The sequence below is a fragment of the Microbispora hainanensis genome (assembly GCF_006874475.1).
Taxonomy (GTDB): domain Bacteria; phylum Actinomycetota; class Actinomycetes; order Streptosporangiales; family Streptosporangiaceae; genus Microbispora; species Microbispora hainanensis.
In genome coordinates this window covers 40014-61259 of sequence record NZ_VIRM01000040.1, presented here as the reverse complement: position 1 = coordinate 61259, position 21246 = coordinate 40014, and the positions used below count along the sequence as shown (strand labels likewise).

The window sequence follows — 21246 nt, the reverse complement described above, 5'->3', positions numbered from 1 at the left end:
ACCCGATCACATCCAGGCGAAACAGGATGTCAGCTGCAACCCGGACAGGACCCCGGATATGGGCGCGGACATGAGTGCGGGGCCGCGCGTCGAACGCACGGCCCCGCCCACGTCTGTGTCAGGGACGCTCTCTAGACAGCCTGGCGCTTGATCTTGCGCCTTTCCCGCTCGGACAGGCCGCCCCAGATGCCGAAACGCTCATCATGCTGAAGCGCGTATTCAAGGCATTCGGCGCGCACCTCACACGAACGGCACACCTTCTTTGCTTCCCTGGTGGAACCGCCCTTTTCAGGAAAGAACGCCTCAGGATCGGTCTGCGCGCACAAAGCACGCTCCTGCCACCCAAGATCTTCACCATCACCATCGAGCGCCTGTGCCATGACCAGATCGGTCATTGCACACCTCCCTGTCGCTCGCCCGCCCACATGGAGCCCCCCATAAAAACGCCTGCCCTATACCCACCCTCGGGAAGGCGTAACAACATGTCTGTAATTACACGCGCGTGGCGCGTGTGGCGTCAAGCGGCATAACGATACCCGGGGAAAGACCTGCTCGCCCCGGTTCGTAACGCCCCGATCTACGGTCCTATCAGCGTTCGGAACCATACCAAGGGAGGTTGGGGTCGGTTCCGCGGCCTGCCTGATCGGGGGCGGAACCTTCCTCATACTTTGCCTGCGACCGATCCGGGGTGTAGATGGCCGTCGGGTCGAGCGGCTCCTCCCTGCGCAGGGGGTCGCTGAGCGGGTCTCCCTGATAGCCGGAGGGGTCGAAGCGGAGCGTCTGGTCGGCGGGGCCGGGCATCGGGGGCTGGAACGGCGCGGGCTCGGACTGGGGGTGGCCGAGGGGGTTGTCGTAGTACTCCGGCATGTCCTGCGGACCGGTGGGGTGGTCGGGCAGGGCGCCCTGCTGGTAGCTCTGCGCCTGCTGGTAGGCCTGCGCGAGCTGCTGCTCCCTCGGGTCGGCCGGGGCCTCGTACGCGGGGGGAGCGTCGAAGGCCGTGCCGCCGGCCGGGTGCTCGGCGGCCGGGCGGGCGAACGCCTGGCCCGAGTAGCCGGAGAACGGCGAGCCCTGCCCGTACGACTGGTCCTGGCCGTACGACTGGTCCTGGCCGTACGACTGGTCCTGCTCGTACGGCCTGGCCTCGGGAGCCGGGCTCGGGCTGTAGGAGGAGGGCTGGCCGTAACCGCCGGAGACGCCGGGGGCGTTGGGAGCACTGGAGGGAGCAGTGGGGGAAGCGCCGGGGGAAGCGCTGGGGGGAGCGCTCGGGATCTGCCCGTAGCCGCCGGAGCCGGAGTCCGTCTGCTGGCCCGCGTAGCCGTACTGGTCGAACACCGGGCCCTGTGGCGGCGGGGAGTAGTCGGGCCGCTGGGGCGCCGCGGCCGCCTCGGGCTGCGCGCCGTAGGCGCCGTAGTCGGAGTAGTGCGCGCCGGTCTGGACGTCCTGCAGCGACGGCCGGGGCGGCTGCTGCGAGTGCGCCGGGAGGGGGGCCGGTGTGGGAGCCGGTGTGGAAGCCGGGGCCTGTCCGAACTGCGGGGACTGCGGGGACTGCGAAGGCTGCGCGAGCTGCGGCGCGGTCGGAGCGGGATTGTAGGAGGGCTGCTGCTCGTATTCCTGGCCGTACTGCTGTTCCTGGGGGTACTGCTGCTGCTCGTACTGCTGTTCGTACTGCTGCTCTTGGGCGTACTGCTGCTGCTGCTCGGGATACCGGTGCTCGGCGGGCGGCAGCTGGGGGTGGACCGGCACCGGCGCGCCCTGCCCGTACGCGGGCCGGCCCTGGGGCTGGCCCTGCTGCGGAGTCTGGGGAACGTTCTGAACGGGCGCCTGCTGAGCGGGCATCGGGCCGGGACCCTGCTGAGGAGCGTGCGGGTCCTGCGGACCGTAGGCGCCCTGCGGGTCCTGCGGACCGTAAGCGCCCTGCGGAACCTGCGGGCCCTGCGGGCCTTGTGGCGGCAGGCCCGGAACGTACTGCTGGGGCGGGTAGGCGTCGTCGCGCCTGCCGAAGAAGTCGCCGGCCGGTTCCCTCGCGGGCTGGAGCGCCGACGCCGTGCTCAGCGCGTACAGCGTGCCGAAGACGGCGAGCGCGACCATCGGCAGTCCGGTGATCAGGTATTCGAACCGGTCGCGGAACGTGGGCAGGTCGCCCACGAGCACGCCCAGCACGGCGATCACGCCGAAGACGATGCCGAGGGCGAGCGACCCGGCCGCGCCGAGCGCCACCAGGCGGGCCCGGGGGGTGGGCGCGCCCGTCTTCGCGACGAGCAGCACGGCGCCGAACGCGAGCGCGGCCGAGACCGGGGACACGAGGGAGTAGAGGTTCGCCGCCGCGCGGATGCCGAACGAGCTGCTCAGCGACGACCCGATCAGCATGCGTGCGATGCTGACGAGGATGCTGGTGATCACCACCGCGAGCATCGTCCACGCGGCCGGCTCCCGGAGCCGGCCGGTATCGACCTTGAGCACGACTACCCCCATCGGTCCAAACGGCACTCGGGGAAGTTTTGCACATGACTGACTTAAGCGTCGTCAGACCCAGCAACCTCACAAGCCGAACACACCCCACATATCGCCGTTCATCCCGTTCCTGGGGTGGGTGTCGGCGATCCCGCGGGCGGCCGATGGAAGACTGGCGGCATGCGCATCGTGTCCCTCGCCGGAGGAATCGGCGGCGCCCGGTTCCTCCGAGGTCTCAAGGCGGCGGCCCCCGATTCCGAGATCACCGTGATCGGCAACACCGGCGACGACATCACTCTCTTCGGCCTGCGCGTGTGCCCGGACCTCGACACGGTCATGTACACGCTGGGCGGCGGCATCAACGAGGAACAGGGCTGGGGACGGGCAGGTGAAACGTTCACCGTCAAGGAGGAGCTCGCCGCCTACGGCATGGAGCCGCAGTGGTTCGGCCTCGGTGACCGCGACTTCGCCACCCACATCATCCGCAGCCAGATGCTGGCGGCCGGTTATCCGCTCTCCCAGGTGACCGAGGCCCTGTGCGACCGGTGGCAGCCCGGGGTGCGGCTGCTGCCGATGTCGGACGACCGCACCGAGACCCACGTGATCGTCTCCGACGAGGCGGGCAGGAGGGCCATCCACTTCCAGGAGTGGTGGGTGCGGCTGCGCGCCTCCGTGCCGGCCGAGCAGATCGTGCTCGTCGGCGCGGACGAGGCCCGGCCGGCGCCCGGCGTGCTCGACGCCATCGCGGCGGCGGACGTCGTCATCCTCCCGCCGTCGAACCCGGTCGTCAGCATCGGCACGATCCTCCAGATCCCGGGCATCCGGGCGGCCCTTGAGGACAAGACGGTCGTCGGCGTCTCCCCCATCATCGGCGGCGCGCCGGTGCGCGGCATGGCCGACGCCTGCCTCACGGCGATCGGCGTGGAGACGAGCGCCCAGGCCGTCCTGGAGCTGTACGGCTCCGCGCTGCTCGACGGCTGGCTCGTGGCCGAGGAGGACAAGGGCGTGGCGCTCGACGGCGTGGTGGTGGAGGCCCGCCCGCTCCTGATGAGCGACCCCGAGGCCACGAGAGACCTCGCCGCCGCGGCCCTCACCCTGGCCCGGTCACTGAAATCCTGATGCAGATGTCAGAGGAGCACATGCCCCAGATCACCGTCAGCGGCGTGCCCGGCCTGCCCGAGGTGCGGCCCGGCGACGACATCGCCCTGCTCGTGGCGCAGGCCGCGCCGGACCTGGAGGACGGCGACATCCTGGTCGTGACCTCCAAGATCGTGAGCAAGGCCGAAGGCCGGATCAGGCAAGACGACAGCCGTACCGCCGCCATCGAGGAGGAGACCGAGCGCGTGGTCGCGCGGCGCGGGGACACGGTCATCGCGCAGACGCGGCACGGCTTCGTGATGGCCGCGGCCGGGGTCGACGCCTCCAACACCTCCCCCGGCACCGTGCTGCTGCTCCCCGAGGACCCCGACGCCTCGGCGGGCCGGATCCGCCGGGGGCTGCGCGAGCGGCTCGGCGTGCGGGCCGGGGTGATCGTCTCCGACACCTTCGGCCGGCCCTGGCGGCACGGCCTGACCGACGTCGCCATCGGCGCGTCCGGTGTGCGGCCGCTGGAGGACCTGCGCGGCGGCGCCGACGGCTACGGCAACCCGCTCAACGCCACCGTCACTGCGCTGATCGACGAGATCGCGGCGGCGGGCGACCTGGCGAAGGGCAAGCTGTCGGGCGTCCCGGTGGCCGTCGTACGCGGGCTGGGCGACCTGGTGACCGACGACGACGGCCCGGGCGGGCGGGCGCTGGTCCGCCCCGCCGACGAGGACATGTTCCGGTTCGGCTCGGCCGACGTCGTCTTCGCCCGCCGCACGATCCGCGAGTTCTCCGACGCCGAGGTGGACGCGGCGGCCGTACGGCGGGCCGTGGCCGCCGCCGTCGCGGCGCCCGCCCCGCACCACACCACGCCGTGGCGGTTCGTGCTGCTGGAGACCCCGCGGGCGCGTACGGAGCTGCTCGACGCGATGCGGGACGCCTGGATCGAGGACCTGCGTTCCGACGGCTTCTCCGAGGAGTCGATCGCCCGGCGGATCCGGCGCGGCGACGTGCTGCGCAACGCGCCCTACCTGGCGGTGCCGTGCCTGGTGATGGACGGCTCGCACACCTACCGGGATGACCGCAGGAACGCCGCCGAGCGGGAGATGTTCGTGGTGGCCACCGGCGCCGGCGTGCAGAACTTCCTGGTCCAGCTCGCCGTGCAGGGGCTGGGCTCGGCGTGGGTGTCGTCCACGATGTTCTGCCGTGACGTGGTGCGCAAGGTGCTCGACCTGCCGCAGAACTGGGACCCCATGGGCGCCGTGGCAATCGGCCATCCCGCCGCGCCGCCGAAGGACCGTCCGCCGCGCGACCCGGCCGACTTCTACGTCGTCAGGTGACCGGCGAGCAGGTGGGGTGACACAGCCGCCGGGCCAGCGCCGACAGGAACACGTCGATGATCTGGCCCGGCTCCTGGGCCACGTAGAGCTGGCCGTTGGTGGCCGAGACGATCTCGCCGAGCGCCCGCCGGTCGGCCGCCTTGCCGAACGCGACCACGATGATCTGCACCGGCTTGTCCGGGTCCCACTCCTTGCGGAGCTTCTCGACGAGGTCCCGCCGCGACACGCCCTTCCCGTCGTCCACGCCCGCGGTGAGCACCAGCAGGGCGTTGCTCATCTCCGGGTCGTAGCCCTTCGACACCGCCCGGAAGCCCGCGTCGATCGCGTCAAACAGCGAGCCGGTCCGGTCGCCGCGTGCCCTGATGCCGTCGGCCACCCGGAACAGGGCGGTTTTACGGATCTCCTCCTGGCCGTCGTCGGGCTTGCCGATCGGGCCGAGGCCGACGAGTTCGCGGTGGTCCGCGCCGCCCTCCAGGTCGCGGGCGAACTCCCACAGGCCCATGTGGGTCTCGTTCGGGAACAGTTGCAGACCGAGCTTGGCCGCCTCGACCGCGACGTCCAGCCTCGTCTTCCCGCCGTGCCCCCTGATCGGTTCGGCGTTCTCCTTCGACACGTCGGCGAGCACGAGGAGCCGGCTCGGCGGGGCGAGCCTGCTCCACGCCTCCAGCGCCTCGTCGATCACCTGGGCAGTGATCGACGGCCGCGGGCGCGGCACTTCGGTCGAGATGCCGACGCCACTGTCGAACGGCGGCTGCCCGCCGGCGCCCCGGAACCCGGCCTTCCGTACGGCCTCCTGCGTCGCCGCCGACCGCAGCCACGCCGCGAACAGCCGCGAGGCCGCCGCCCGGCCGGGGTCGGCGGCCGTGACGACGTACGGATAGTCGAGGTTGATCGTGCCCTCCTTGGGCTGGAGGGCGACCACGGGCTCGGCGCCGCTCTCGCTGTTGTGCGCCCACACCGACTGCTCCGGGACGATCACCACGGGACGCGACCAGAAGCCGGGGGCGTCCACCGCCCCGAGCATGCTGCGGTAGTCGGGGGCCGATCCCGACTGCGCCATCCGCACGAACGCCGTGAGGTCGCGGTCGGCCTTCTCGCCGGCGCCGACGATGTCGCGGGCCGCCGCGACGGTCGCGATCCCCGCCCCCGACACCGACGGGTCGGGGATGCGCACGATGTCGGGCTCGTGCTCGGTGGGCTGGAGCCGTCCCCGCACCGTGGCGGGGAAGACCATGTCCCAGCTCATCGCCGTGCCCCCGGCGGCGAAGCGTTCGGCGAGCGAGCGCCGGGTGGCGAAGACCAGCGGGGAGGTCGCGACGACGGTCTCGTCGGCGGCGATGTCCTGCCCGCCCTGCGCGCGGGCCAGCCGCACCCAGACGGAGGAGTCGGCGATCCATCCGTCCGGACGGTCGGGCAGCACACCGGCCCGGTCGCCGATCAGCGTGCGCAGCACCGGCGCCGGGGGCTGCTCGGCCACCTGGACCTGGACGCACCGCCCGTCCACCCCCGCGCCGGAGGCGTTGAACCGCTCGGCCGCGTCCATGACCGGCGGCGCGACGTCCACGGCGGCCGCGACGCTCACCAGGATCGGGTCGCGGGCGGAACACGTTCCCGTCGAGCGCGTGAGGAACAGGACGATCCCCGCCACGACGATCGCGACGGCCGTCAGGGCCGCGACCCAGCCCTTCCATCTGGCCTGCCTGCGGCGCCGCTCGACGGCGAAGGCGGCGCGGTGACGACCGGAGGGCACGTGCGGGTCCTCCCCCAGTTCTCGTGGCTCTCGCAAGGGTCTTGTGGCGCGCTGCCGAGTGTCACGATTCTGCCCAGCACCCCCGCGCCCCGCGCAAGAGCAACGTAGAACTTGTTATATACACGGCGTCCAATTAGGCGGCGTCCAATCAGGCGGCGTCCAACCAGCCGGCGTCCGATTGGACGGGCGCCCTCATCCCCGGGGGAGCCCGAGCTCCAGCTCGATCCAGTGGACGCCGGTCATGACGGGAGTGAAGTCGGCCACGACCTCCTGCGCGTAGTCGCCGCCGCCGCGGAGCTTCACCGCCAGCGGGCGGCCCTCGTAGTCGGCCGTGATCCGGTAGCGGCCGATGGGCACGTCCTCCAGGCCCGAGCCGTCGCCGTTCCGGGTGGCCGTCCGCACGATCCGGCTCCCCTCGGAGCCGTCGATCAGCGGACCGTCCGGGACGAGGGTGAGCCGCACCTTCTCGTCGTCCAGGAAGGTGTCCGCGTCGAGCTGGTCGTTCAGGTCGACACGGAACAGCACCTTGCCCCCGTAGAAACCGAGGCCGCCGGGCTTCTCCCCCGCGAGCTTCCAGGTGAAGTTCCTGATCGCGCCGCTCGGCCCGGCGAACGGCGCGTCGTCGTCGGGCGCCAGGCTCAGCGAGTACTCCCGGCCGTTGTAGCGCCTGGTGATCGTCGCCGACGCGTGGAAGGTCGCCCCGATGTTCGTGGCGACGCGGTAGCGGCCGTCGCCGCCGGTCCGCACGACCTCGTTGCTGTCGTAGAGCAGTTGGTTGTCGGCGACGACCTCGGCCCCCTCGATCGGGCGGCCCCGCTCGTCGACCACCCGTCCCTTCAGCACGCCGCGTTCGACCTCCCCGGGGTCGATGTCCCCGGGGCCGGTCTCCCGGGGATCCTCGACCCGCCCGTCGCTCACCGAGTCACTCATCACGCCCTCTTGCAGAAGCCCGCATCCGCCGAGGACCGTCATCAGCAGGACGCCGAGCACCAGCCGTCTCTTCATGCCGGCCAATGTTAAGAGCGCGATCTTGCAATCGGCTTGGAGGACGTACGCGGCGGCCTCCGGGCTACCCGATCGGCTGCCGCCGCACCTGCGGCGGTTCCAGGAACCGCGGCCCGCGGACCGACTGGCACACCCCGTCGCTGCGCCGGGCCGCATCGGCCCGCTCCTCGCTCGGCCTGCCGTACGCCGTGGTGCGCTGGCGCAGCGGGCGGCCGGTCGGCGCGACCATGGCCGCGATCTCGCTGATCGTCTTGTAGGAGCCGTTCTCCGAGCCGGCCATCCGGCTGATCGTCTCCTCCATGAGCGTGCCGCCGAGGTCGTTCACGCCTCCGGCGAGCACGTCACGGCACAGGTCGTCGCGCAGCTTCACCCAGGAGCACTGGATGTTGCGGATCGCGCCGTGCAGCATGATCCGCGCCAGCGCGTGGACGGCCCGGTTCTCCCGCGCGGTCGGCCCCGGCCGGGCGATCCCCGCCAGGTAGATCGGGGCGCTGTGGTGCACGAACGGCAGCAGCACGAACTCGCTGAACCCGCCAGTCTCCTCCTGGATCGTCCGGATCAGCCGGATGTGGCGCACCCAGTGCTCGTGGGTGTCCACGTGGCCGTACATCATGGTCGAGGTCGTCGGGATGCCGACCCGGTGGGCGGTGGTGATGACCTCGATCCACTCCCGGGTGGGCAGCTTGCCCTTGGTCAGCACCCACCGCACGTCGTCGTCGAGGATCTCGGCGGCCGTGCCGGGCAGCGAGTCGACCCCCGTCTCCCGGGCCGCGTGCAGCCACTCCTCGACCGACAGGTTCGTACGGCTCGCGCCGTTGACGACCTCCATCGGCGAGAACGCGTGCACGTGGATCTCGGGGCAGCGTTCCTTCACGGCGCGGGCGATGTCGAAGTAGGCCGTGCCGGGCAGGTCGGGGTGGATGCCGCCCTGCATGCACACCTCGGTCGCCCCGGCCTCCCACGCCTCCTGGGCCCGGTCGGCGACCTCGCTCAGCGACAGGGTGTAGGCGTCGGCGTCGGTGCGCCGCTGGGCGAACGCGCAGAACCGGCAGCCGGTGTAGCAGACGTTGGTGAAGTTGATGTTGCGGTTGACGACGTAGGTGACGTCGTCGCCCACCGCCTCGCGGCGCAGCCCGTCGGCGATCCGGCACAGCTCGTCGAGACCGGCGTCGTCGGCGCCCGCCCCCGACTGGTCCCCGGCCAGGTCGAGCAGCGTCAGCGCCTGCTCGTCGGTCAGCCGTGGCGGGTCGGCCTCGGCCTGGCGCAGGGCCTCCCGCACGTCCGCCCGCACAGCCCCGTCTCGTCCGCCACTGGGCAGGCGCTCGCGCAGTGCGTCCCAGTCGCCGTACACGCTGTCGAAGTCGGCACGGCGGTCACCCGTGCGGCCCTCGGCGTCGACGGCGGTGTGCAGGTCGGCCCGCCCGCCGGTGACGAGCCCACCGAGGCCGCCGTCGGGCTCCTGCCAGGGACGGCCCCGGAGCACGGCGTCCTCCCGGGCGAGCCCGGTGGCGGGGTCGGCCAGCGCCGCCACGTGCTCGGTGAGGCGGGGGTCGAGCCACGGCTCCCCCGCGAGCACATACTCGGGATAGATCGTGAGGCGCTCGCGCAGCGCGAACCCGGCGCCGGCGGTGCGCGCCGCCAGGTCGTCGATCTGCGGCCAGGGGCGTTCGGGGTTGACGTGGTCGGGCGTGAGCGGCGACACCCCGCCCCAGTCGTCGATGCCCGCCCGCAGCATCAGCGCGTACTCCTCGCCGATCAGGTTGGGCGGCGCCTGCACGCGCACCTTCGGGCCGAGCACCAGCCGCGTCACCGCGATCGTCGCGGCCAGCTCGTGCAGGTCGGCGTCGGGCATGCCACGCATGGCCGTGTCGGGCTTGGCGCGGAAGTTCTGGACGATGACCTCCTGGACGCCGCCGTACTCCCGGGCGACGCGGCGGATCGCGAAGATCGACTCGGCCCGCTCCTCGATCGTCTCGCCGATGCCGATCAGCAGGCCCGTCGTGAACGGCACGTTGGAGCGTCCCGCGTCCTCAAGCACGCGCAGCCGCACGTCGGGGTCCTTGTCGGGAGAGCCATAATGGGCCTCGCCCTTCTCGGTGAACAGCCGCCGCGAGGTGGTCTCCAGCATCATGCCCATCGACGGCGCGACCGGCTTGAGCCGCTGCAGGTCCTTCCAGGTCAGCACGCCGGGGTTGAGGTGGGGCAGCAGCCCCGTCTCCTCCAGCACCCGGATCGCCATCGCCCGGACGTACGACAGCGTGTCGTCGTATCCGTGGGCGTCGAGCCACTCGCGCGCCTGGTGCCAGCGGTCCTCCGGCCGGTCGCCGAGCGTGAACAGCGCCTCCTTGCAGCCCATCGCCGCGCCCTGGCGGGCGATGTCCAGCACCTCGTCCGGGGACAGGAAGGCGGCGGGCAGCTTGTGGGGCGCGGTGGCGAACGTGCAGTAGCCGCACCTGTCCCGGCACAGCCGGGTCAGCGGGATGAACACCTTGCGGCTGTAGGTGATGACGCCGGGCCGGCCGGCGGCCTCCAGCCCCGCGTCCCTGACCCGCGAGGCGTGCGCGAGCAGGGCGTCCAGGTCGTCGCCGCGGGCGCGCAGCAGGATCGCCGCCTCGGCCAGGTCGAGAGTCTTGCCGTCCCTGGCCCGCGCGAGTGCCCGGCGGGTGCCACTGTCGGAGCTGACGTTCGGGAGTCGCTTCGCCGTCATACGCGCACCCTATGAGGCGTGGGTCCGTCCGGCGCACTCAGCCCCGCCCGCACGTACGGGAGAAGTCATGGCGCGGGCGGGCCGGGGAGTTTGCGGCCGGAGGGTATGAGCGCTGGAGCGAGATCGATGAACGGGCGGGGAATTGATGGCCGTTATCAGGGTGGATGGTGCGTTTTGTCTGATTATGGCGTTCGTCGTCGCGCTGTCGGCGCCGCTCTCTAGTACGCCGCTCGCTGGTGCGGCGTTCGCGGCGGGGCACGGCGACGGATCTGGCAAGGGCCATGCCAAGCAGGTCACGGACGGCCGCAACACGGCCAACACGCCCGCGATCGCCAGCGGCCCCCGGCAGATCTCCAGGGGCAGGCGCAACGTGAACGCCCCCGCCGGCAACAACAGCCTCGCGTTCACCGGCCTCCAGCAGGTGACGAGCGTCAGCGTCTTCACCGACACCCTCAGCGGCAGGTGCGTGGACGGGATCGACGACTGCGGGATCAACCAGAACCTGAACGCACGTCGTCAGAAGGCCCGGTAGTCCCGCGCGGCCATGCGCGGGCCGCGGGCCGGCGGCCTGACACCGCTGAGCTCGATCAGCCTCACCACGCGATGGCGGTGTCCCCGGAACGGCTCCAACAGGCCGAGCATGCCGTCGTCGTCGGTCTTCTGCCCGGTCAGCGCATAGCCGACGATCGCCGGCAGGTGGAAGTCGCCCACGCTCGGGGCGTCCGGGTCGCCGTGGGCCCGCTGGCGCACCTCGGCGGACGTCCACACGCCGATGCCCGGCAGCGCCCGCAGCAGGCGGTCCGCCTCCTCCGATGACGCAGCGGTGGTGGTGCCTTCCAACTTCTCGGCGTGCCGGGCCGCGTTGACGATCGTCCTGGCCCGTACGGCCTCCGCGCCCGCCCGATGCCAGTCCCACGACGGGACCGCCCGCCACACCTCCGGCGGCGGGACGACGTACATGCCCTCGGGGGCCGGGCCCGGGGCCGGCTCGCCATAACGGCGCAGCAGGAACCGCCAGGCCCGCCACGCCTCCCTGCCGACCACCTTCTGTTCGAGCACGGCGGGCGCGAGCGCCTCGAAGACCCGCAGGGAGCGCCCGATCCGCAGCCCGGCGGCACGCCCAGCCAGGCCCGCGACGAACGCGGCGGCGCGGGCCTGCCGGGGGTCGTCCGAGCGGGTGAGCCGCGCGAGCATGGCGGCGAAGCCCGCGATGTCGTCGTCGGCGCCGAGCAGCGACGGGAGCGTCTCCAGCAGCCAGCCGGCCCCCGGCCCCCACGCCTGCGCGTGGACCTCGCCGTGGCCCGCCGTCACGCGCAGGGTGCCGGGCCCCTCCGGGGTGCGCGAGGTGCGCCAGATCGCCCCGTCAGGCGTACGCCGCCAGGCCGGGTCGCCTCCCCCGCGCCGGTGCGGCGACAACGTCAGCGCGAGGTCGAGCTGCGCGGACGGCCGCCAGCGCCGCTCGCTTCGCCGTCCGGTCGAGGCCGCGGGGATCATGTCACACGTCGCTGGAGAAGCGGACGGCGCACTCGGGCAGGTTCACGCCGGGCCAGACGCGCATGCCGGAGGTGAGCTCGTTGCCGGTACCGATGAGCGCGCCGTCGCCGACGACGACCTCGCGCAGCACGGCGCCGGAGGCGACGCGGGCGCCGACGCCGACGACCGAGTTCACGACGGTCGCGCCGGACGCGACGTGGCAGTCCTCGGACAGCACGCTGCCGCGCACGCTCGCACCGGCCTCGACCGTGGCGCGCGCGCCGACGACCGTGCCGCCGGTGACCTTGGCCTCGGGCGACACGACGGCCCCGTCCAGCAGGAGGCACTCGCCCACCGGGCCCGGCAGCGCGGGCGAGCCGAGCTTGCCCAGCACCAGGTCGGCCGAGCCCTGCACGAACGCCGCCGGGGTGCCCACGTCGAGCCAGTAGGACGTGTCGGCGTAGCCCAGCACCAGCTCGCCGGCCGCGATCAGGCCGGGGAAGGTCTCCCGCTCGACCGACACCACCTGGCCCTCGGGGATCGCGTCGATGACCGAGCGCTGGAAGACGTAGCAGCCGGCGTTGATCCGGTTCGTCACGGGGTTGGGGGTCTTCTCCAGGAAGGCGCTGACCCGGCCGTCGTCGTCGGTCGGCACGCAGCCGAACCTCGACGGGTCGTCCACCTCCGTGAGGTGGAGGGTCACCGCGGCCCCCCGTGAGACGTGCAGGTCCACCTGCTCCGCGATGTCGTGGCCCGACAGGATGTCGCCGTTCAGCACGAGCACCGGCGCCTCGGGCGGGCAGGTCAGCGCCCGCGCGGCGTTGCGGATCGCGCCGCCGGTGCCGAGCGGGGTCTCCTCGGTCATGTAGACGATCTCCAGGCCGAAGCCCGACCCGTCGCCGAACGCCTCCCCGAACATCGACGCCCGGTAGGACGTCGCGAAGACCACGCGGCGCACCCCGTAGGCCCGCGCCTTCGCCAGTTGGTGCGCGAGGAAGGGCACCCCCGCCGTCGGAAGCAGCGGCTTGGGCGTGCTGAGCGTCAACGGCCGCAGACGCGTGCCCTGGCCGCCCACGAGAAGGATCGCCTCGAGACCGTCAGGCGACCGCACAGAACTCTCCCTCACAGCCGCGAGGGTAGCCTAGCCGGGCCCTCCGCATGGCACGCCGACGCCGACCGTTGCGCGGACGTTTCATGACAGTGGCGCGACCTCCGGCCCCCGCGCGAAACTTTCATGATCTCTATCCCTCGACCGCCCGTTGGTAGGCGAGCAGATGGGCCTCCGCCGAGTGCCGCCAGGTGAACTCGCGCGAGCGGGTGACGCCCGCCCGCGCCAGCGACGCGCGCCGCTCCGGCGACTCCAGCAGGGCACGCAGCGCCCGCGCGATGCTGTCGGCGTCGGGTTCGGTGTAGGCCACGGCGTCGCCGCCCACCTCGGGCAGCGAGGCGCGGTGGGTGGTCAGCACGGGGGCCGCACGCCATCGCCTCCAGCACGGGCAGCCCGAACCCCTCGCACCGCGACGGGGAGGCGACCACGAGCGCCCCGCCGAGGAAACCCGGCAGGTCGGCGAAGGGCAGGAAGCCGGGACGCACGACCTTCACCCGGGGCGGCAGCGCGGCCACGGCGGCGTCGACCTCCTCGTCCCAGGCGGGGCCGCCGGCCAGCACGAGCGCGGGCGGCGCGGACAGGTGGGCGACCGCCCGGCCGAACCCGGTCACCAGGTTGGGCACGTTCTTGCGCGGCTCCAGCGCGCCCAGATAGGCGACGTACGGCCGGCCGTGCAGGCCGATCCGCCCGGCCACCCGGCGCACGTCCTCGGGCGCCGGCGGGTGGAACAACGCGGGGTCCACTCCGTGATAGGCGACGTCGATCCGGGTGGGGTCGGCGGCCAGCACCCGCACCAGCTCGTCCATGGTGGCCTTCGAGGGCACGATCACCCGGTTGGCGTGGCGTACGGCGGTGCGGGTGGCCGACCGGAAGAACGAGGCCCTGACGGGGTCGTGCTGGTCGGGGTCGGTGAACGAGGTGACGTCGTGCACGGTGGCCACGGTCGGCAGGCCCGAGCCCAGCGGAATCGAATAGTAGGGAGCGTGGATCACCTGGGCGCCGGCGTGCCGGGCGAGGACCGGCAGCCCGGTCTGCTCCCAGGCCAGCCGCTTGTTCCGGTTCGTGATCGCGGGCGGTCCGGACAGGATCCGCGCCGAGGGGGCGAGGGCGGCGTACCGCTCGGCGTCCGCACGCTGGCAGACCACGGCGAGGTCCGCGCCCGCCTCGTGCAGGGCCGCGACCAGTCCATCGACATACCTGATCAGGGCGCCGCGATCGGCGGGGACCGCGGCGGCGTCGACGAGCACCCGGGGTGTCAAATGAATCGCTCCCCTCACTGGGCCCGCACCGGGCCGGGAGGATCGCTCCCTGCCCGCGCGGTCCCGCTGGTTCCGGCGGTGTTCGGGCAGGGCCGGGGGCCCACGCCACGAACTGACGCCTTCCCCCGCATCCCTCCCTGTCACTCTATTTCCGGCGTCCCCCGAAACGTGAGGGATATCACGTGAGGATCATGTCCGTAGGTGGCCGACCCGCGCCGATTCCACGGATTCAGGCCCGGGTTACGGTTTCCTCCCGCGTACGGATCACACGCCGGGAGGCCAGACCGGCGACGCCGGCGCACACGAGGTCGCCGACGGACACGATGAGCCGGGAGCACAGCGCGGCGGCGATGGCGGCGGGCCGGTCGAGCACCGGGGCGAGCGCGGCCACCATCGCGACCTCCCGCACACCGGCACCCGCCGGGGCGATCACGAACACGAACCCCAGGCACCAGGCGAGCGCGAACGCGCCGAAGCTCAGGATCACGGCCGAGGGCCCGCCCGCCCCGAGGCCGTGCACGATGAGCGCCAGGTGCACGCCGTAGGCCGCCCAGCCCAGCAGGGCCCAGCCGCACGCGACGAGCACGCCGCGCCGGGTGAGCGGCCGTTCGAGCGGCGGGCGGCGCAGCATGCGCAGCCCGAACGCGATGACGCCGTTGACCACCTTCGGATGCAGGGCGGCGGCGACCACGGGCACGAGCAGCAGCAGCCAGGCGTATCTCATCACCGACTGCCCGGCGAGCACCGGCAGCGTGACGACGGCGACCAGCAGCCCGGTGCCGAGATAGATCGGGTAGGTCAGGAAGAAGGCCGCGGCGCTGCGCGGCCGGGGGATGCCGTGGTCGCGGCCCATCTCCATCTGCGCGAGCATCGGCCACACCGACCCGGGAATGTACTTGCCGAGCTGGCCCACAAAAAAGATCTTGGACGCGTCGGTGAACGCCAGCGGGGAGCCCAGGTCGGTCAGCAGCGCCCGCCACATGAGCATCCCCGACAGCAGCGCGCCGAGCACCGCCACCAGCGAGCCGGCCAGCTCCACCCACGACAGGCGGGCGAACCCGTCCGCCACGGCCGTCCACTGGCTCGCCACGGCCCAGACGCCGAACCCCAGCGCCACGAGCAGGAACAGCGCGCGTACGGCCTTGCGCCGGGTCATCGGGACGTGCGGACCGGCTCGGGCGACTGCGGGAGCGGCGCGCCGAGGGGACGGCGGGGCGTCTTGGTCGCGACCCACAGATAGGTGGGGACGACCGGCAGCAGGGCCCGCAGGGCCGGGCGCGGGGTCCGCTCCAGCGTGGCCTTGGCGGCGCGGCCGGCCGCGCCGGGGAACAGCTCGCCCCCGGCGAACCGCTCGGGCGCGGCCAGCACCGGGAACGTGTAGTCCCACACGTGGAAGTCCGCCAGCATCCGCCGCAGCCCCGGGCGGGTGCGGAAGCGCTCGTAGTAGTGGTCGGCCCGGCCGAACGCCCGCACGTAGCGGTCGGCCGCGGCGGGCGGCAGGTAGGACAGGAAGGGCAGCTTGTAGTGCGGCTCCATGATCCCGAGCCGGTTGCCCAGGCCGAGGTAGAGCACGCCGTCGTCGGACAGCACCCGGTGCATGTCGGCGATCACGGCGTCGGGGTCCACCACGTGCTCGTAGATGTGGTTGAAGACCAGCACGTCGATCGAGCCGTCCGGGAACGGCAGGCGGGAGCCGTCCGCGCAGACGAACCCGACCCGCCCGCCGAAGCGGTCGGACGCCTTGCGCAGGCCGGGCACGTCGATGTCGAGCCCGAGCGTGCGGCGCGCGCCCGCGGCGGCGAGCTCGTCGGCGATGAACCCGGCCGAGCACCCGACGTCGCCGACGGTCAGCCCCGACAGCGCCTCGCCGGGCTTGGCCGCGTCTGTGCCCAGGAAGTGCGCGAGCACGGCGATGATCTTCGCTGCCTTGCGCCTGCGCTTGTCCTCGTCGAGCATCGCGGCCTGGAACTCGGAGTATTCGAGCTGGGCCGCGCGTTCCGCGCTCATCCTCGCCCCCCGCTCACTCTCGTCCTCCGCTCACCCTCGTCTTCACGCTGCCCAACAGTACCCGTGCCCGCGCCGCCCCCGTCTCCCGATCGGCCGGCCCTGTGGACAACCCGGCGCGGCGGACCTACCGATCAGTAGCTTCAGGCTTTACCCTGGGGCGCGTGCCGCGCCTGCTGAACCGCCTGCGCTCCAGCCCGCTGCTGCGGGCGCTGCTGGCCCTGGTCGCGCTCGCCTTCCTGGCGTACGGCCTGGCCCGCAACTGGACGGAGACCTCGGCCGCCCTGTCGCGGCTGTCGTGGTGGTCGCTCGGCGGCTCGTTCCTGGCCGTGCTCGCCGGGCTGGGGTTCATGCTGGTCGCCTGGCGCGACATCCTCGCCGGGCTCGGCTCGCCCCTGCCGCTGCGCGTGGCCGCGCGGGTGCTGTTCGTCGGCCAGCTCGGCAAGTACATCCCCGGCTCGGTCTGGGCGTTCGCGGCGATGATCGAGCTGGCCCGCGACCACGGCGCACCCCCGCGGCGGACGTTCAGCGCCACCGCCCTCGGCCTGGTGACCTCCCTGGGCTGCGCGCTCGCCCTCGCCGCGGCCACGCTGTCGGGACAGATCGCCAGGCAGGCGTGGTGGCTGCTCGCGCTGGTCCCGCTCATCCTCGTCGGCCTCCACCCCCGGGTGATGACATGGGGGCTCAACCTCGCCCTGCGCGTCGCCCGCAGGGAGCCGCTCGACCGGGTGCTCAGCGGCGCGGAGATGGCCAGGGCCGCCGCCTGGACGATGGCCGGCTGGCTCGTGTACGGCGTGCACCTGTGGGTCCTCGTCGGCGGGATGCGGCCCGCGGGCCTGTCCCTCTATGCCGTCGCGGCCGGGGCGTACGCGCTGGCCTGGGCCACGGGCATCCTCACGGTCGTGGTCCCCGCCGGGATCGGCGTGCGGGAGGGCGCGATGGTCGTGGCGCTGGCGCCGGTGCTCGGCACGCCGCGGGCGCTGGCCGTCGCCGTGGTGTCCCGCGTGATGTTCACCGTCGGCGACGCCGTCTGGGCCGGGCTCGGCTACCTGCTCGCCCGCGGCCACGCCGTCCCGGCCGCTCAGCTCGCCGACGCGTCGAGCAACGTGTCGAGGTAGACGGCCCAGTGCGGCTCGGGATCGACCGGCGCCACGCCCGCCCGCAGCCGCTCCGGCGTGCCCGGCTCGTAGAACCGCTTGATCGCCTCCGCCAGCGGGCCGGCCGAGCCCGGCTCCACCAGGAGGCCGTCCACGTCGTCGCGCACGTTGTCGGGCAGCGCCCCGACCCGGGTGGCGATCACCGGCACGCCGTGCTCGTGACCGAGCCACACGTTCTGGCTCGCGGTCGCCGACCGGTAGGGCAGCACCAGAGCGTCGGCCTCGGCGAACAGCCCGGGGACGTCCTCGGCCGCCACGTATCCCGGCCGGATCTCCACCCGGTCGGCCAGGCCGAGCCGGGCGATCAGGGCCCTGGTGTCCTCCAGGCCGCCCCAGAACTCGCCCGCGACCGTCAGCCGTACGCCGGGCACCTGCGCGAGCGCCTCGAGCAGCAGGTCGAGCCCCTTGTAGGGCCGCACGATGCCGAAGAACAGCAGCCTGCCCGTGGGTTGTCGGCCCGCGGCCTCCCGCGCGCCGCGCGTGGGCAGGTGCGGTGCGAGGGCGGCCACCCGCACCGGCGCACCGGTGAGCGCGCGGGCGAGGTCCGCCTGCTGCTCCGAATGCGCGAGCACGCCGTCCACCCGGCGCAGCAGCGCCGTCATCAGCGGCCTGTCGTACGGCTTGCTCTCATGCGGCAGCACGTTGTGGCACAGCGCCACCACGCGCGCCTCGCGGCACGACGCCACCACGCGCGCCTCGCGGCACGACGCGACGACACGGGCCCGGCGGCGCAGGCCGTACAGGATGCCGCGATAGGCGGGCACCTGCACCGGGCTGAGCACGGCGAACACCACGAGGTCGGCCCCGCGCAGCCGCCGCCCGCAGGCCACCCAGCCGTCCGGCCGCCGCCAGTCGAGATCGCGGCGGGTGTCCGGGTAGGGCTCGCCCTCGGGGCTGTCGATCGTCTGCTGCCCCGGGTACAGGAACGAGGGATACTGCGCCCGCCACGACTCGATGACCACGTCGTGGCCCCGCGCCCGCAGCCGGTGGGCCAGCTCCGTTGTGTGCTGCGCCCCGCCGCCCTTGTATGGATATGTCGGGCCGACGATCGCGATCCTCACACATCACCCCGGGATCGGACGATGAGGTCGGCCAGCAGGGCCACCGCCCCGATCAGCATGCCGGAGATGAAGATCACGATGGCGTTGCTGGTGAGGTAGAAGCCATAGCGGATCACGTCGTACAGGCCCTTGACGAACCCGATGCCGACCAGCCAGAGCGCGGGCGGCATGAGCACCTTGAGCGGGTTGAAGTACATGACCATCCGCAGCACCTGAAGGATGTAGCGGTAGGCGTCGGAGACGAAGTTGAACTTCGACTTCCCGGCCCGCTTCGAATACTCGATGGGCAGGTAGTAGACGTCGTGCTGGTTCGACATGAACGCCAGCGTGATCGTCGTGACGCAGGAGAAGCCGGGGGGCAGCAGCCGCAGGTAGGGCTTGGCGACCGACTTGCGGAAGGCCCGCAGGCCCGAGTTGAGGTCGGGGATCTTCTGCCCGGCCAGCCGCTCGGCCACCTTGCGGATGAACCACTTCGCCGGCACCCGCAGGACCTTGTGCGAGCCCTCCTCCGTGGTGCGCGCGCCCACGACCTGGTCGATCGTCGGGTCCTTCTCCAGGATCTGGACCAGCTCGGGGATGCGCTCGTTCGGGTAGCTCATGTCGGCGTCGGTCCACACGACGATCTCGCCGCGGGCCTCCTGGCTGCCGATCCTGCGTACGGTGCCCGAGCCGCCGTTGCGGTGGAACGCCCTGATCCGCATGTGCGGGAAGCGCGGCGCGGCCGCCTGCAGGCGCGCGAGCGTCTCGTCGGTGGAGCAGTCGTCCACGGCCAGCAGCTCGTAGGTGTACCCGCTGGCGTCCATGGCCGCGCAGATGCGCTCGACCTCGTCGATGACGTGGTCCTGCTCGTTGTAACAGGGCAGGACAATCGTGACGTACGGGGTTTCTGCGGGAGTCAAGGCGCTTCCAGAGGTCTCAGGCGAGGTCACGTCCGGTTAGGGTACTCTGCCCCGGCGAATCGCGGTCTCACTTCCCGACGTCGTCACAGCCGCTTGTCCTTCGTGGTCGCGTCGACAGCGCCCACGAGGAACACCCCGGCCACGCCCCGCAACGCCCGCTTGACCTCGCGCAGCGCCGGCGGGGTCCTGAACTTCACGTAGAAGACCTCGGGAAGGTAGCCGCCGAAGTCTTCCTCCGGCACTATCCGGCGACGCCACATCGGGGCCTGGTGGGAGCGGGCCTGGAAATAGACCTTCTCCAGCCCGGGGAGATCGCCGATGCGGTCCAGAATGGCGTTCTTCTCCGCGGGAGTGGCCAACCCTCGCCCCTCGCAGGGCCCTCGCCGACCTTCGCCGAGGTCGGCCCGGGGACACAGCTGGACCATGACGTCAGCCCTGCCCGGCCAGTAGTCGTCGCGGATCACGAACGCGGTGGACACCCCCGCCGCCCTCGAGAGGCGGCGGATCAGCGCGGGCCAGTCCCCCGGCCCCACCCGCGCGATGTAGGACGCGGACTCGTCCGCGGGGTCCGCGCCTTCCAGCAGATCGGGTTTGTCCCGCAGCGCCTCTCGCGTTCGCCGGAACTCCTCCGCCTGCGACACGAAGCGGACCTTCTCCACCTCCGGCGCGGCCCCGAGCAGCGCCCGCACCTTCCGTATCTCTCCCCGCGTGGCCGCTCCCCGGTCGTTACAGGCGTCGAAGAAGGTGGTGCGCGCGCAGAAGTACACGGCCAGTTGTCCCCTCTCCGGCCACGGACCGTCCGGGGGCGGCAAGGGCGTGAGCGCGCTCGTGCGCGGCCACGGATCGTCCGGCGGCGGCCACGGCGGTGCGGATCCGGACGGGGACGGCGACGCGACGGGCCGAGGCCGCCCTGACGGCCCGGCGGTGCCGCAGGACGCCACCATGAGTACCGCCGTCACGACCGCGAGCGGCCTTCTCCACGGCACCCGTTCCTCGGAGATCGCCGTCATCCTCCGGCTCCGGGAGTCACCGCGAACCGCCACTGCGGCGGCGCGGACACCTCGAGTACGGCGGCGACGCCCGGCATCCGTCCGAAGATCTCTCTCATCTCGCTCGACCTGCCCGGCCTGTCGAGCTTGAGCCAGAAGCCCTCGGGCACGACGAGCGGGTCGACCTCTGTCGCCTCCCACAGCATGCGCCGCCTGTCCTGCAGCGCGTGGGCGAGATCCTCGAAGTAGACGGCCTCCACCCCGTCGAGGTCCTCGATCCTGCCGAGCACGGCCGCCTTCTCCTGTTCCGAAGCCCTCGGAGTCCTCTCGCATGGCTCGTAGGCGTCGTCGCCTCTGTCCGGACAGAACTCGATCACGATGTCGGCCCTCCCGCGCCATGCGGTGTCCCCGAAAACGATGACGTCCGAGACACCGGGCAGGCCCTCCCACCTGCGCTTGACCCCCTGCCAATCCCCCGGGCCGAGCGCGCCGTGGTAGGCCTCCGGCACGTCGGCGGGCTCGTAGACGCTCGCGCTCCCGGAGCCATCCCCGGGCGTGACCCATTCCTGGAAGTCCTCCCACCCCTGCTCCCGGGTCCGGAAACGGAAGATCCGGACCTCCGGCGACGCTTTGAGCGCGGCCTCGACCTGGCGTTTGTCCTCTTCGGTCGCCGCGCCGTCATGACAGGTCGGAAGTTCAGGCGTCGGAAGCAGACACATGTAGATCGAGAAGAACCCCGACGGCGGCGGTGCCTCCTCGGGCGGGGACAGCGGCCAGCGCGACTGCCCGTAAAACCGCCACCCGCCGATGCCGAGTGCCGCCATCCCGCCGAGGAGCACGACCGCCAGACCGGCGACGACCAGCGGCCTTCGGAAACGACCCGTCCTGGGTTCCGGCTCCTGCCGCTCGTCACCGAAGGACAATTCCTCCATCTCAGGAGAATCCACACGCCGAACCCTA

The 21246-nt window shown here is 72.4% G+C and carries 18 protein-coding genes; 4 read left to right on the top strand and 14 right to left on the bottom strand.

Annotated features, from left to right (window positions below):
- Window positions 1-131 precede the first annotated feature (131 nt).
- Complete coding sequence (locus tag FLX08_RS27460) at window positions 132-395, bottom strand: WhiB family transcriptional regulator (protein ID WP_030509369.1); 264 nt, start codon at window positions 393-395, stop codon at window positions 132-134.
- Window positions 396-588: 193 nt separating this feature from the next.
- Window positions 589-2460, bottom strand: coding sequence for a hypothetical protein (locus tag FLX08_RS27455; RefSeq protein WP_142622843.1), 1872 nt, complete (start codon window positions 2458-2460; stop codon window positions 589-591).
- 171 nt (window positions 2461-2631) lie between these two features.
- Between FLX08_RS27455 and cofD the strand changes: the two genes are divergently transcribed.
- Together cofD and FLX08_RS27445 are read left to right on the top strand one after the other, a co-directional pair.
- A complete protein-coding gene (cofD, locus tag FLX08_RS27450) occupies window positions 2632-3570 on the top strand; it encodes a 2-phospho-L-lactate transferase (RefSeq protein WP_142622841.1) in 939 nt (312 codons plus the stop codon).
- Between the two features lie 5 nt (window positions 3571-3575).
- The gene (locus tag FLX08_RS27445; RefSeq protein WP_142622839.1) at window positions 3576-4874 is read left to right on the top strand and encodes a coenzyme F420-0:L-glutamate ligase; all 1299 of its coding nucleotides are present in this window, start codon (window positions 3576-3578) and stop codon (window positions 4872-4874) included.
- On the opposite strand, the gene FLX08_RS27440 is transcribed toward FLX08_RS27445, so the two are convergent.
- From FLX08_RS27440 to FLX08_RS27430, 3 genes are all read right to left on the bottom strand, one after another.
- Complete coding sequence (locus tag FLX08_RS27440) at window positions 4867-6624, bottom strand: substrate-binding domain-containing protein (RefSeq protein ID WP_142622837.1); 1758 nt, start codon at window positions 6622-6624, stop codon at window positions 4867-4869. The genes FLX08_RS27445 and FLX08_RS27440 overlap by 8 nt on opposite strands.
- A gap of 192 nt (window positions 6625-6816) precedes the next feature.
- Window positions 6817-7629, bottom strand: coding sequence for a carboxypeptidase-like regulatory domain-containing protein (locus tag FLX08_RS27435; protein WP_142622835.1), 813 nt, complete (start codon window positions 7627-7629; stop codon window positions 6817-6819).
- A 64-nt stretch (window positions 7630-7693) separates the two neighbouring features.
- Window positions 7694-10336, bottom strand: a complete 2643-nt coding sequence (locus FLX08_RS27430; protein WP_142622832.1) for a bifunctional FO biosynthesis protein CofGH — start codon at window positions 10334-10336, stop codon at window positions 7694-7696.
- Between the two features lie 184 nt (window positions 10337-10520).
- On the opposite strand from FLX08_RS27430, the gene FLX08_RS27425 reads away from it, so the two are divergent.
- Window positions 10521-10868, top strand: coding sequence for a hypothetical protein (locus FLX08_RS27425; protein ID WP_142622830.1), 348 nt, complete (start codon window positions 10521-10523; stop codon window positions 10866-10868).
- Here the strand turns inward: FLX08_RS27425 and FLX08_RS27420 are convergent.
- The 5 genes from FLX08_RS27420 to FLX08_RS27400 form a co-directional block, all read right to left on the bottom strand.
- A complete protein-coding gene (locus FLX08_RS27420; RefSeq protein WP_142622828.1) occupies window positions 10853-11830 on the bottom strand; it encodes a DNA-3-methyladenine glycosylase family protein in 978 nt (325 codons plus the stop codon). The genes FLX08_RS27425 and FLX08_RS27420 overlap by 16 nt on opposite strands.
- Window position 11831: 1 nt before the next feature.
- The gene (gene manB, locus FLX08_RS27415; RefSeq protein WP_142622826.1) at window positions 11832-12920 is read right to left on the bottom strand and encodes a mannose-1-phosphate guanylyltransferase; all 1089 of its coding nucleotides are present in this window, start codon (window positions 12918-12920) and stop codon (window positions 11832-11834) included.
- A gap of 11 nt (window positions 12921-12931) precedes the next feature.
- Window positions 12932-14176 (bottom strand): glycosyltransferase family 4 protein, encoded by a 1245-nt coding sequence (locus tag FLX08_RS43475; RefSeq protein WP_425280645.1) that lies wholly within the window; start codon window positions 14174-14176, stop codon window positions 12932-12934.
- 229 nt (window positions 14177-14405) lie between these two features.
- Window positions 14406-15332 (bottom strand): lysylphosphatidylglycerol synthase transmembrane domain-containing protein, encoded by a 927-nt coding sequence (locus tag FLX08_RS27405; protein WP_142622824.1) that lies wholly within the window; start codon window positions 15330-15332, stop codon window positions 14406-14408.
- The gene (locus tag FLX08_RS27400; protein ID WP_142622822.1) at window positions 15329-16183 is read right to left on the bottom strand and encodes a class I SAM-dependent methyltransferase; all 855 of its coding nucleotides are present in this window, start codon (window positions 16181-16183) and stop codon (window positions 15329-15331) included. The genes FLX08_RS27405 and FLX08_RS27400 overlap by 4 nt, the downstream gene beginning before the upstream one ends.
- A gap of 161 nt (window positions 16184-16344) precedes the next feature.
- Between FLX08_RS27400 and FLX08_RS27395 the strand changes: the two genes are divergently transcribed.
- Window positions 16345-17298, top strand: coding sequence for a lysylphosphatidylglycerol synthase domain-containing protein (locus FLX08_RS27395; RefSeq protein WP_244312917.1), 954 nt, complete (start codon window positions 16345-16347; stop codon window positions 17296-17298).
- Here FLX08_RS27395 and FLX08_RS27390 read toward each other — a convergent pair.
- From FLX08_RS27390 to FLX08_RS27375, 4 genes are read right to left on the bottom strand one after another with little or no spacing between them, the layout of a single operon-like run.
- Window positions 17262-18398, bottom strand: coding sequence for a glycosyltransferase family 4 protein (locus tag FLX08_RS27390; protein ID WP_142622820.1), 1137 nt, complete (start codon window positions 18396-18398; stop codon window positions 17262-17264). The genes FLX08_RS27395 and FLX08_RS27390 overlap by 37 nt on opposite strands.
- Window positions 18395-19327, bottom strand: coding sequence for a glycosyltransferase family 2 protein (locus FLX08_RS27385; protein ID WP_244312916.1), 933 nt, complete (start codon window positions 19325-19327; stop codon window positions 18395-18397). The genes FLX08_RS27390 and FLX08_RS27385 overlap by 4 nt, the downstream gene beginning before the upstream one ends.
- A 53-nt stretch (window positions 19328-19380) precedes the next feature.
- The gene (locus FLX08_RS27380; protein WP_142622818.1) at window positions 19381-20307 is read right to left on the bottom strand and encodes a permease-like cell division protein FtsX; all 927 of its coding nucleotides are present in this window, start codon (window positions 20305-20307) and stop codon (window positions 19381-19383) included.
- Window positions 20304-21233: a permease-like cell division protein FtsX gene (locus FLX08_RS27375; protein WP_142622816.1), complete on the bottom strand. Its 930-nt coding sequence runs from the start codon at window positions 21231-21233 to the stop codon at window positions 20304-20306. The genes FLX08_RS27380 and FLX08_RS27375 overlap by 4 nt, the downstream gene beginning before the upstream one ends.
- Between the last annotated feature and the right edge of the window lie 13 nt (window positions 21234-21246).

Bases quoted from the DNA above. Each gene is read 5' to 3' on its own strand.
- FLX08_RS27460 (WP_030509369.1), bottom strand. From the start codon at position 395: ATGACCGATCTGGTCATGGCACAGGCGCTCGATGGTGATGGTGAAGAT.
- cofD (WP_142622841.1), top strand. From the start codon at position 2,632: ATGCGCATCGTGTCCCTCGCCGGAGGAATCGGCGGCGCCCGGTTCCTC.
- FLX08_RS27445 (WP_142622839.1), top strand. From the start codon at position 3,576: ATGTCAGAGGAGCACATGCCCCAGATCACCGTCAGCGGCGTGCCCGGC.
- FLX08_RS27435 (WP_142622835.1), bottom strand. From the start codon at position 7,629: ATGAAGAGACGGCTGGTGCTCGGCGTCCTGCTGATGACGGTCCTCGGC.
- FLX08_RS27430 (WP_142622832.1), bottom strand. From the start codon at position 10,336: ATGACGGCGAAGCGACTCCCGAACGTCAGCTCCGACAGTGGCACCCGC.
- FLX08_RS27425 (WP_142622830.1), top strand. From the start codon at position 10,521: ATGGCGTTCGTCGTCGCGCTGTCGGCGCCGCTCTCTAGTACGCCGCTC.
- FLX08_RS27420 (WP_142622828.1), bottom strand. From the start codon at position 11,830: ATGATCCCCGCGGCCTCGACCGGACGGCGAAGCGAGCGGCGCTGGCGG.
- FLX08_RS27405 (WP_142622824.1), bottom strand. From the start codon at position 15,332: ATGACCCGGCGCAAGGCCGTACGCGCGCTGTTCCTGCTCGTGGCGCTG.
- FLX08_RS27400 (WP_142622822.1), bottom strand. From the start codon at position 16,183: ATGAGCGCGGAACGCGCGGCCCAGCTCGAATACTCCGAGTTCCAGGCC.
- FLX08_RS27380 (WP_142622818.1), bottom strand. From the start codon at position 20,307: ATGACGGCGATCTCCGAGGAACGGGTGCCGTGGAGAAGGCCGCTCGCG.